We start from the raw sequence: 11,725 nt of genomic DNA, 5'->3' as shown, positions 1-11,725 counted from the left end.
ATGAAACCGTGCCTTAGCCTGTTGACCGTCTGCCTGTTGCTCAGTGCCTGCGCCAATCCCGTCCAGCGTCCGGACAGCGGCTTGCAGCCGCCCGCCGCGTGGCAATCGCCGCAAACCGCCAGCGCCGCCCGCAACAATGCACAGTGGTGGACGCAGTTCGGCAGTCCGGAACTCGACAGCCTGATCGAACAGGCGCGAGCCGGCAGTTTCGACCTCGCGGCCGCTGTTGCCAGGGTGCGTCAGGCGCAGGCCGGCACGGTGATCGCCGGCGGTTCATTGCTGCCGGAGGTCAAAGCCGGATTCAATGCCAACCGACAAAAACTGCTGCGCGGCACCGGCTACAGCCAACTGGACGCCAACAGCAGCAACAAGGCTGTGGACTACTTCGATACCAATCTGAGTGCCACTTACGAAATCGACTTCTGGGGCGGCAAACGCGCGTCCCGCGACAGTGCGCAATTCACCCTGCAAGCCAGTGAATTCGATCGTGCCACCGTGGAGCTGACACTGCTCAGCGGTGTTGCCAATACCTATGCGCAAACCCTGTCGCTGCGCGAGCAAAGCCGCATTGCCGAACTGAATCTGGCCAACGCCCAAAGCGTGCTGAAGCTGGTGCAGACGCGTTATGAGTCAGGCTCGGCGACGGCATTGGAACTGGCCCAGCAAAAAAGTCTGGTGGCCGCTCAGCAATGGCAATTGCCGCGTGTGCAGCAGCAAGCGCAAGACGCGCTGATCAGCCTGGCTGCGCTACTCGGCCAACCGGTGCAACAACTGTCGCCGAAAGAGTCCTTCGATCACCTGCAATGGCCAGATATCGCTGCCGGTGTACCCAGCGAATTGCTCAGCCACCGCCCGGACATCGCTCGCGCCGAAGCACAACTGTCCGCCGCCGAGGCCGACGTCAAAGTCGCCCGTGCGGCCATGCTGCCGGCGCTGACCCTGACAGCCCAGCTCGGCTCCGGCGCCAACCAGTTCGACGATTTGATCCGCAGCCCGTTCTACAACCTCACCGCCGGGCTAGTCGCGCCGATCTTCAATAACGGGCGCCTCGGCGCTGAACGCGACAAGACCACGGCGCGCCAGCAAGAACTGCTGGAGAACTATCGTGGCGCGATCATCAACGGCTTCGCCGATGTGGAAAAAGCCCTCAACAGCATTCGACGCCTTGATGAGCAGCGGTTGTGGCAGAACGAGGAATTGAGCCAGGCGCAGACCGCGTTCAACATCGCCCAGAGCCGCTATCAGGCCGGCGCCGAAGACTTGCTGACGGTGCTGGAAACCCAGCGCACGTTGTATGCGGCGCAAGATCAGAATGCGCAATTGCGACTGTCGCGGGTACAGGCGAGCATCGCGCTGTACAAGGCGCTTGGGGGCGGATGGCAGAGTCTTTGAAGATCAAAAGATCGCAGCCTTCGGCAGTCCCTACATGAAATGAATCCTCTGTAGAAGCTGCCGAAGGCTGCGATCTTTGGCTTTTATGCCTTGGCTTTCAGATTGCGCGCATACCACGGCCGTTGCGGCACGCGGCGGAACAGACCGGCGAGTTTGTCCTCGTCGGTGATGAAGGTGATGCGCAGCGCCAGCTTCATGGTTTCCGGGTCCATTTCCACGGTTTTGCCCGTCTGCAATCCTGGCGTGGTGCTGCAACCATGGGTGCTCGGCCCCAACCAAGGATCATCGACCTCGACCCACCGCCCCGGTGCGAACCAGTGCACGCCGTTGACCTGCAGGCGCGTGACTTCACCCGGATGGAAACGCTCGTGGGCGCGAAACCAGTCTTCGATCCGGTCATCGATCCAGCCATGGAAGTGCCAGAACGCCGGATTGACGTGGGATGAGAACGGATCGCCGAGGAAGTCGTTTTCGGCGTTGTACCAGCGTGCGGCGAAGTCCGCCGGATCGCGAGCAAACGGCACCGGTTGGCCATTGGATGGATCGCGCGGTACTGACGCCCAGCGCATGTGCAGCCAGTCATGCAGGCCCAGCTCGACTTCCGAGCCAAACTGACCCAGCGTGAGTTTGGCCAGATACGCCGGATCACGGTACTGCGACTCCCAGACCTGGAAGTTGCTTTCGTAAGTCTCGGCGGTCTTGATGTCGCTGACCCACTGACTGAACTCGTCGTCACCTGCGGCCGTCCACGTCGGCGGCAAGGCCGTGCCGTCGTGATTATCGAAATACCGGGCGAAACCGATGCGGTCGCGGATCAACTCCGGTTGCGGCAGCGGGAAGTATTCCCAGGACGGTAGATCCTGCATCGATCGCGCCGTCCCGAGCATGTGTCGGTGCATGAAGAAAAAGTCCACGCCCGAACCGTTGCGATCCTTGCGCGGGCCACGGGCATCACGCTCCTTGTCGCGCGGGCCGGGCTGCCAGCCAATGCCGCGCAGCGCCTCGCGCTTGTCCTCGGGAAGCTTGTGCCACTTGTCCCGGGTCGCATGCCACAACTGGTGGAACAGACGATGCTCGGGAGAGATCAGCCATGCCAGCAGCGTCGCGTTCAACGGTGTGCGCTCGCGCGCTTCGGGAAACAGGCGTTTGACGGCCACGAAGCGGTTGTCCTGCGCCAGCAGGCTCAACGGCCGGTCAAGTCGCAGCGCTTTGCCGCTGAGGGTGCCGCTGCCGGCATTACCGAAATCGGCCCAGACCTCATCTAGGATCATTTCCAGTTCATAGCCAATCTGGCCATCAGCGCCGATCAGCCGCCAGCTGAGTTTCGCTGCATCGGCCCCTGCAAGATCGCCAAGAATTCGGTAACGAGGCGTCTCACCCGAGCGCAGACGTTCTGGCGTGTCGAGAAAACCGCAGACACCACGACCCTTCTGGCCGATGTCGAGAAACACTTGCAGGCCCTCAAGCGGTAGACCTTCGAGGCCGGCATCAGAACCTTCGAAACGGATATCCCAAACCCCGCGCAGCGCATTCGCCAGGCGTTGCCCGGCCCTGTCGGCGACGTCGAATGACGCTTCACCCGGCGTGATCGTCGGGTCCGGCTTCGTCCATTCACGATGCCCAAAATAAGCCGCAGGCACGGCAGCGCCCGTCAGCGCCAGGCCCGCCATGAACCATCGTCGAGAAATCTTCATTGCCCTACCTGTGTCAGCCATGAAGCAGGCTTTATCCAAGCTAGAACGTTTGTTGCGCCGGCAAATTTAAGCCGCCGCTTTTGCTTGAGGCGCGCCCGCCTAAATTTCCCTGCCGACTAATCGTTCTTCCCAGATAGCAAAGGCCCCCGCGCCTGCACCTCGATGGCGAACCTGACAGAGATGGCAATGACAAAACCACGTTCGAAAAAGGCTCTATTCATCGGCCTGCCACTGGCCCTGGCAATCAGTGCCAGCGCAGGCTTTGCCGCTTGGCAACACTGGTTCAAGGACGACCTCGGCTACCCGGTCAAAGTCATGAAACAGGCCGATGAACTGCACGAACGCATGCTCTCCTTCGACAGCCATGTCAGCCTGACGCAAAACTTCGGCACCGACGGCCACGAAGCCGACAAGGACGGCGACGGCCAGTTCGATCTGGCCAAGGCCAGCCGTGGACGCCTGTCGGGCGCCGCACTGACCATCTTCGGCTGGCCGGAAATGTGGAACGGCCCGAACGCCCCGCACAAACCGACGCCCGGTTTCGTCGACGAGGCGCGCAACCAGCAGGAAATCCGCTTCAAGATCATCTCCGGCATGGTCCGCGACTATCCCAATCAGGTTGCCATCGCTTATACCGCGGACGACTTCCGACGCCTGCACGGCGAAGGCAAATTCGCGATTTTCATCAGCATGCTCAACGCCTATCCACTGGGTCACGACCTGAACCTGCTGGACATGTGGACGGCGCGCGGCATGCGCATGTTCGGCTTCAGCTACATCGGCAATAACGACTGGGCGGACTCGTCGCGTCCGCTGCCGTTCCTCAATGATTCGCCGGATGCCCTCGACGGTCTCTCGGATCTGGGCAAGCAAGCGGTCAAGCGCCTTAACGATCTGGGCGTGATCATCGACGTGTCGCAGATGTCGACCAAGGCCCTCGAGCAGGTCGCGCAACTGAGCCGCACACCGCTGGTGGCTTCGCATTCGGCGCCGCGCGCGATGGTCGACATCCCGCGCAACCTCAGCGACAAGGAAATGCAGCTGATCAAGAACAGCGGCGGCGTCGTACAGATCGTCGCGTTCTCGCAGTACCTGCGTCCACTGACCCAGGAAACCCAGAACAAGCTCAACGAAATGCGCAAGGAGTTCGACCTGCCGCCACTGCCGAACCTGGCCATGGCACTGATGCCCGGCGACCCGATCATTGCCGCCTGGTCCGAACAGAAGTTCGGCCAGTACGCCGGCCGTCTCTACGGCATCCTCGAAGAAGAGCCGAAAGCCAGCCTCAAGGATTTGGGCGACGCCATCGATTACGCGGTGCGCAAGATCGGCATCGACCATGTCGGCATCAGTTCCGACTTCAACGAAGGCGGCGGCGTCAAAGGCTTCGAGAACGTCGGCGAAATCCGCAACGTCACCGCCGAGTTGATCTCGCGCGGTTATTCCGAAGCCGACATTGCCAAGCTGTGGGGCGGCAACTTCCTGCGCGTTTGGGATCAGGTCGAGAAAACGGCGAAACCTTCGCTGGCCGCCGCGCAGGGAACCGCCAAGCCATGAGCAATCGTCGTGACTTCTTGAAGCAGGCCGGGCTTCTGGCGGCGGCGCTGCCGCTGGGTGCGGGTCTGCCGAATCTCGCCAGCGCCTCAGCCGTAGCGCCGCAGCCGCGCAACAAGTGGGCACAGTTGCAGCAACAGTTCGATCAGGATCCGGACTACCTGCACTTCTCCAATTTTTTGGTCACCTCGCACCCCAAACCCGTGCGCGACGCCATCGAAATGCACCGCGCCGCCCTCGACAAGAACCCCGGCCTGGCGATGGACTGGGATCTGGGCGTGATCGAACAGCGCGAAGAAAACGTGCGGGTCTGGGCCGGTCGCTACTTGCAGGCCAATGCCAAGCAGATCGCCCTGACCGGCAGCACCACTGAGGGGCTGGCGACGATTTATGGTGGTGTGCAGGTGCGCGCCGATCAGGAAATCCTCACCACCGTCCACGAGCATTACGCCACTCACACCATCCTCGCCTTGCGCACCGAACGCGACGGCACGCGGGTGCGCAAAATCCCTTTGTTCAAGAATGTGTACAGCGCCAGCAAAGCTGAAATCCTGGCCGCCATCGACAGCGCCATTCGCCCCGAAACCCGCGTACTGGGGATGTGCTGGGTGCATTCGGGCAGCGGCCTGAAATTGCCCATCGGCGAAATCGGCGCCATCGTCGACAAGCACAACCGTGGCCGCAGCGATGCTGACCGAATCATCTACGTCGTCGATGGCGTGCACGGTTTCGGCGTCGACGACCTCAGTTTTGCGCAGATGAACTGCGACTTCTTCATCGCCGGCACCCATAAATGGATGTTCGGTCCGCGCGGCACCGGCATCGTTTGCAGTCGCTTCGAAGAGGTCAGATACGTCACCCCGATCATTCCGACGTTCTCTGAAGCAACGGCGTTTTCCACCACCATGACGCCCGGCGGCTACCACTCGTTCGAGCACCGTTGGGCGCTCGACGAAGCCTTCAAATTGCACCTGCAACTGGGCAAGGCCGAAGTTGAAGCGCGCATTCACGCCCTCAACAGCTACCTGAAAAAACACCTGCAACAGCGCCCACAGATCGAACTCGTCACGCCACTGAGCCCTGAACTGTCCGCCGGATTTACCTTCTTCCGGGTCAAGGGCAAGGACAGCGACAAGATTGCTGCGTACCTGATGGCCAACCGCGTGGTGGCCGATGCGGTCAACCGCGACGTCGGTCCGGTCATCCGCACCGCACCGGGGTTGCTTAACGACGAAGAACAGATCGATCGATTGCTGGCCGTGCTCGACCCAGCCCTTTGAGCCCGCGCGATCCCTTTTTCCTTTTTAGTGAGACTCGCAATGAACCGTGAACTGCGTCGATTTTCCATGAAGGCCCTGCCAGCGTTGGTGCTGACGGCGCTAGCCTCAGGCCTGCTGCCAGGCGCCGCCTTCGCCGCCACCCCGCCTGCGCCGGGCAAGGTATTCAAGGACTGCAAGGACTGCCCGGAAATGGTCGTACTGCCCACCGGCACTTTCACCATGGGCACCCCGGATGACGAAGTCGGCCGCGAGCCTGACGAAGGCCCGATGCACCCGGTGACGTTTGCCAAACCGTTGGCGATCAGCCGCTTTCAGGTGCTGCGTGGCGAGTGGGATGCGTACCTCAAGGACACCGGCTACAAGATGCCCGACGGCGACACTCGCCCCGGCCGCGCCTGCAAGGCGGGCATCCCTGATTATCAGGGCAGTGACCCGCGCAAGCAGTACACCGACAAACATCCAGCGGTGTGCATGGACTTTCCCGAAGTCGAGGCCTACGTGGCGTGGCTGTCGAAAAAGACCGGTCAGCAATATCGGCTGGTCAGCGAATCCCTGCGTGAATACGCCGCCCGTGGTGGCAGCACCGGCCCGTTCCCCTTCCCGTTCGACGAAGGCAAGGAATACAGCATCGCCAAACACGCCAATACCTACGGCGCCGGCGACGGCTACAACTTCACCGCACCGGCCGGCAGCTTCCCGGCCAACGCCTTTGGCGTCTACGACATGCACGGCAACATCTATGAGTGGACGGCCGACTGCTACAACGAAAACTACGTCGGCGCACCGAGCGATGGCAGTGCCTGGTCGAGCGGCAAATGCGAAGTTCGCCGCATCCGTGGCAACGACTGGGGTGAAGCACCGGTGTTCTCTCGCTCGGGCAATCGTAACGCGACGTTCACCGATACCCGCGGCGACTGGATCGGGTTTCGCGTAGCCCGCGATCTGTAAGCCCCTCACCCGGCTAAATTAGCCGTCCTGCCAGTCGTTTTACAGGTGGGCGCGAACCGTCAAGGCGCGCCACCGCCTTCTACGTCACCCAGGCGAAGTCCGCAGCCGATGCCGGCCTTCGCCGCTCTTTCAAGCAGGGAACCTCCATGAGCAAACCAACACGCGGGGTGATCAATGAATTGTTCGCCCTGCTCAAACCCTTTCGGCTGATCGTCACCGTCTCCGTCCTGCTCGGCATGGTCGGCGGTCTGAGCGTCACCGCATTGCTGGCGACCATCAACAGCGTGCTGCACAGCGAAGGCGATCTGACCGGTACCATGGTCGCGATCTTCGCCGGCCTGTGCCTGCTGGCCCTGACCACTTCGATTTTTTCTGACATTGGCACCAATTATGTCGGCCAACACATCATTGCCAAATTGCGTAAGGAGCTGGGCGAAAAAGTCCTCTCGGCGCCGATCGAACAGATCGAACGCTATCGCAGTCATCGTCTGATTCCGGTGCTGACCCACGACGTCGATACCATCAGCGACTTTGCGTTCGCCTTCGCCCCGCTAGCGATTTCGATGACCGTTGCCCTCGGCTGCATGGGCTATCTGGCGATGTTGTCATGGCCGATGTTTCTGCTGACAGTCATCGCTATCCTGATCGGTACGGTCGTTCAATACATTGCTCGCGGGCGTGGCATGCAGGGCTTCATGAAGGCTCGCGACTACGAAGACGAACTGCAAAAGAGCTACCACGCCGTCGCTGAGGGCGCCAAGGAGCTACGCATCCATCGGCCGCGCCGGCACCGAATGTTTGTCTCGGGCATTGAAGGCACGGCGGACAAGATCTGCGACACCCAAGTGCGCTCGGTGAATATTTTCGTGATCGCCAAGACGCTCGGTTCGATGCTGTTCTTCGTCGTGATCGGCCTGGCGCTGGGCCTGCAATCGCTGTGGCCGAACGCCGATAAAGCGGTGATGAGCGGTTTTGTGCTGGTGCTGCTGTATATGAAAGGTCCGCTGGAACACATCATTGCCGCACTGCCGATTGTCAGTCGCGCGCAGATCGCGTTCCGTCGTATCGCCGAGTTGTCCGAGCAGTTTTCCTCGCCCGAACCGCACCTGCTGCTCAACGACCAAGGCAATAAAAAGACACCGGTGCACAGCCTGGAACTGACCAACGTCTCGTACAGTTTCCCGACCGTACAAGGCGCGACGCCGTTCCGTCTCGGTCCGGTGAACCTGAAAATCGAACAGGGCGACATCGTCTTCATCGTCGGCGAAAACGGTTGTGGCAAGACCACCCTGATCAAATTGCTGCTGGGCCTGTACGCGCCGCAACAAGGTGAAATCCGCCTCAACGATCAAGTGGTCACCGCCCTGACCCGCGACGACTATCGCCAGTTGTTCACCACGATCTTCGCCGACTACTACCTGTTCGACGACGTGGTTCAGGGCGACACGCATATTCCGGAAGATGCCAACCAATATCTGCAGCGTCTGGAGATCGCCCACAAGGTCAGCGTGCGCGACGGCTCATTCACCACCACCGACCTTTCGACCGGCCAACGCAAACGTCTGGCGCTGATCAATGCCTGGCTGGAAGAACGGCCGGTGCTGGTGTTCGACGAGTGGGCCGCCGACCAGGACCCGACCTTCCGCCGCATTTTCTATACCGAGCTGCTGCCTGACCTCAAGCGTCTGGGCAAGACCATCATCGTCATTTCCCACGACGATCGTTACTTCGATGTCGCCGACCAACTGGTGCGCATGAACGCCGGCAAAGTGGTCACTGAGCTTCAACCCGCCTGATTGTGAAAAATTTGTAAAAAAAATGCGTTGAGCCTTTCCGGTTTTCGGAAGGCTCAACGTCTTACTTACAGTTAATAGAAATAGTTCTCAGTCAACACTTTGAAGAGTAGAAGAACAATGCCCGCACCGCACGGACTCCACCCGCTCGCCAAGGCTCTGCTGATCCGCCGCTCCTTGCGTTCCACGTTGCCAGCGCTTTGCGCCATGGCCCTGACCTTGCCAATCGCAGGTCAGGCTCAGGCCGCCGCCGTGGCGATCAATATTCCTGCACAGTCGCTGGGGAGCGCCTTGCAGGAATTCGGTCGCCAGACCAACCTTCAGGTGCTTTACAGCCCGGATGAAGTGAGTGGTCTGCGCAGCACCGCCGTCAGCGGTAACCTGGAACCAACCGCCGCCATCGCGCAATTGCTCAAAGGCACCGACATCGCCTACAGCGTTCAGGGCAACAACGTCGCGTTGCGCGGCCGCAGCAGCGGTGCAAGCCTGGATCTGGCACCGACCAGTATTTCCGCCACCGCGGAATCGGCCTGGGGCCCGGTTGACGGAATCGTCGCCAAGCGCAGCGCCTCCGGGTCCAAGACCGATTCGTCGCTCAAGGAAATCCCGCAGACCATCAACGTCGTGACACAAGACGAAATCAAGATGCGCGGCTCGAAGTCGGTCACCGAAGCCCTGCTTTACACACCAGGCATGACCGGCGGCGGTTTCTCGGACCGGGTGAAGATTTTCGACGAACCGACCTCCCGTGGTTTCTCCCCTACTCCGCTGTACCTCGATGGTCTGCACATGCCATACGGCGGCGGCAGCACCGGCGGTTCGCTGCAAATCGACCCGTACACCCTGGAGCGCGTCGAAGTGCTCAAGGGCCCGGCATCGGTACTTTACGGGCAGAACCAGCCAGGCGGCATCGTCAACATGGTCAGCAAGCGTCCGACGGCTACCCCGCTGCATGAAGTGAAAATCGGTGGCGGCAGCTATGACCGTAAATACGGTGCCTTCGACTTCGGTGGCCCGATCGACGATCAGGGCGAATTCCTCTATCGCCTGACCGGCGTGTTCAACGACAGCAGTTCGGCCATCGACTACGCCAACCAGAACCGCATGTTGCTGGCGCCAAGCCTGACCTGGCTGCCGAATGACCGCACCACCATCACCGTATTCGGTCAGTACCAGAAAGATCACGACGTACCGGAAGCTCAAGGTCTGCCAGCCTTTGGCACGGTCAAAAGCACCTCTAACGGGCGCATCAGCCGCAGCCGCTTCATCGGCGAACCGGACGTGAACAAGTACCACCGTGAACAGTTCGTCGTCGGTTACGAAATCGCCCACGAACTCAACGACGTCTGGACCCTGAAACAGAACGCTCGTTACGCCGACGTCAACGACCAGTACGTGGCGCCGCTGCACGGCTATTCGTTCCCGACCAACCCGGTCACCGGTCTCAACGACAACAGTTTCCAGAGCCGTTACGCGGTGGACTGGTCGCAGCACAACAAGGTTTACGGCATCGATAACATTGCCCAGGCCAAGTTCAAGACTGCCGATATCGAGCACACGGTGCTGCTGGGCGTGGACTACTACCACTCCAACTCAAAGTTCCTCGGTCTCTATGACCGCACCGCGCCGGGTATCGACCTGTACAACCCGGTGTATGGCAGCCAGATCAACTTCCGCCAGCCGTACAAGTGGGATAACACCATTACCCAGACCGGCCTGTACGCTCAGGATCAACTGCGCTGGAACCAGTGGTTCCTGACCCTCGGCGGTCGTTATGACTTCGCCGAGACTGACAACAAGCAACCACTGACCGGCGGTCACAGCAACCAGAAGGACGAGAAGTTCACCGGTCGTGCCGGCCTTGGCTACGAGTTCGAAAATGGCATCACGCCTTACGTGAGCTACGCCGAATCGTTTCTGCCGCAAACCGGTACCGACATGAGCGGCGGCGCATTCGAACCGACCACCGGCAAGCAGTACGAAGTCGGTATCAAGTACGAGCCGACGTTCATTGATGGCTTTATCCAGTTGTCGGCCTACCAGATCGATCAGGACAACATGCTCACCTCCGACCTCGACAATCCGGGTTTCAGCACCCAGAGCGGCACCGTGCGCTCCCGTGGTGTCGAGCTGGAAGGCAAGGTCAATGTCACCCAGAACCTGCGCGTACTGGCTTCGGTGTCGCGCAACCAGACCAAGTGGGAAAAAGACAACGACGGTCGCGAAGGTCGCACCCTGGCGATGCGTCCACCACTGACCGCGTCCGCCTGGGTCAACTACGACTTCGATGTCTCCACTGCCCTGGCCGGTTTCGGTATGGGTCTGGGTGCACGCTACGTGCGCAGCAGCTACGGTTCGGACTACGAGTCGGACTCCTTCCAGATCCCGTCCTACACCGTGTATGACGCCATGGTCTCCTACGACCTGGAAAAATCGCCGCTGCACATCAAAGGCGTGAAGCTGCAAGCCAACCTGCAGAACCTCACCGACGAGAAATACGTTGCCGCGTGCAACAGCACCCTCGACTGCTACTACGGTGAAGGCCGCACCATGACTGCTGACGTGACCTACAACTGGTAATACGCTCTGCGCTCACTGAAACGCCGGCATCTGCCGGCGTTTTTTTTTGAGCTAATTGGGCTTGGCGGCTTTAGGGCCGACCATGCTCTTGGGGTTTTGGGTGTATATCCGTTTTTTCGGGTGTTGCGGCTGGCGGTTTCGCTCTTACAGCGACTCACTTTTCCAAACGCCGAAAAGTAAGCAAAAGGCTGGGCCCCGGCGTTCGGCCCGCTCGCTGGAGCTCGGGGTTCCTTCGTTACGGAATCGATCCGGGGACATCGCCTCCGGTTTGCTTCGCTGCACCTCCTCTCGATGTGTTTGGCTTCGCCAAACGGCGCTTCGCGCCTAATCCCCGGAGCAATCCCTCCACTCAGCCTGCCGAAGGGGCCAGCACGGCAAGATCAAGAACTGCAGCCGAGCTAACGCTCATCCTGTTCAGTGGGGGTGGAGCGGGTGAGGCGATCTGCGATATCGCCCCTATCGAGGTTTTCGAAATCAGTTGGCA

7 protein-coding genes are annotated in these 11,725 nt (G+C 60.5%); 6 read left to right on the top strand and 1 reads right to left on the bottom strand.

The features are described 5' to 3' along the window. On the top strand, positions 1-1,392 hold the full coding sequence (locus tag ACA074_RS09435; RefSeq protein WP_497678847.1) for an efflux transporter outer membrane subunit: 1,392 nt from the start codon (positions 1-3) through the stop codon (positions 1,390-1,392). 83 nt (positions 1,393-1,475) lie between these two features. On the opposite strand, the gene pvdP is transcribed toward ACA074_RS09435, so the two are convergent. Beyond that, entirely contained in the window at positions 1,476-3,086 is a 1,611-nt protein-coding gene (pvdP, locus tag ACA074_RS09430) for a pyoverdine maturation tyrosinase PvdP (protein WP_497678846.1), read from the bottom strand. Positions 3,087-3,272: 186 nt separating this feature from the next. On the opposite strand from pvdP, the gene pvdM reads away from it, so the two are divergent. The 5 genes from pvdM to ACA074_RS09405 all read left to right on the top strand — a co-directional run bounded on the left by pvdM (position 3,273) and on the right by ACA074_RS09405 (position 11,241). Beyond that, positions 3,273-4,643, top strand: coding sequence for a pyoverdine-tailoring dipeptidase-like protein PvdM (gene pvdM / locus ACA074_RS09425; protein WP_497678845.1), 1,371 nt, complete (start codon positions 3,273-3,275; stop codon positions 4,641-4,643). Continuing rightward, positions 4,640-5,920, top strand: coding sequence for a pyoverdine-tailoring periplasmic protein PvdN (gene pvdN, locus ACA074_RS09420; RefSeq protein ID WP_497678844.1), 1,281 nt, complete (start codon positions 4,640-4,642; stop codon positions 5,918-5,920). The genes pvdM and pvdN overlap by 4 nt, the downstream gene beginning before the upstream one ends. 39 nt (positions 5,921-5,959) lie before the next feature. Next, positions 5,960-6,868 (top strand): dihydropyoverdine dehydrogenase, encoded by a 909-nt coding sequence (gene pvdO, locus ACA074_RS09415; protein WP_497678843.1) that lies wholly within the window; start codon positions 5,960-5,962, stop codon positions 6,866-6,868. A 146-nt stretch (positions 6,869-7,014) separates the two neighbouring features. Further along, positions 7,015-8,664 (top strand): cyclic peptide export ABC transporter, encoded by a 1,650-nt coding sequence (locus ACA074_RS09410; RefSeq protein WP_497678842.1) that lies wholly within the window; start codon positions 7,015-7,017, stop codon positions 8,662-8,664. 117 nt (positions 8,665-8,781) lie between these two features. Beyond that, positions 8,782-11,241, top strand: coding sequence for a TonB-dependent siderophore receptor (locus ACA074_RS09405; protein WP_401265577.1), 2,460 nt, complete (start codon positions 8,782-8,784; stop codon positions 11,239-11,241). The last annotated feature ends 484 nt before the right edge of the window (positions 11,242-11,725 follow it).

This window comes from Pseudomonas sp. LBUM1655 (genome assembly GCF_059716085.1).
The sequence above is the reverse complement of the archived record's forward strand: the minus strand, read 5'-3'. Positions and strand labels throughout refer to the sequence as shown.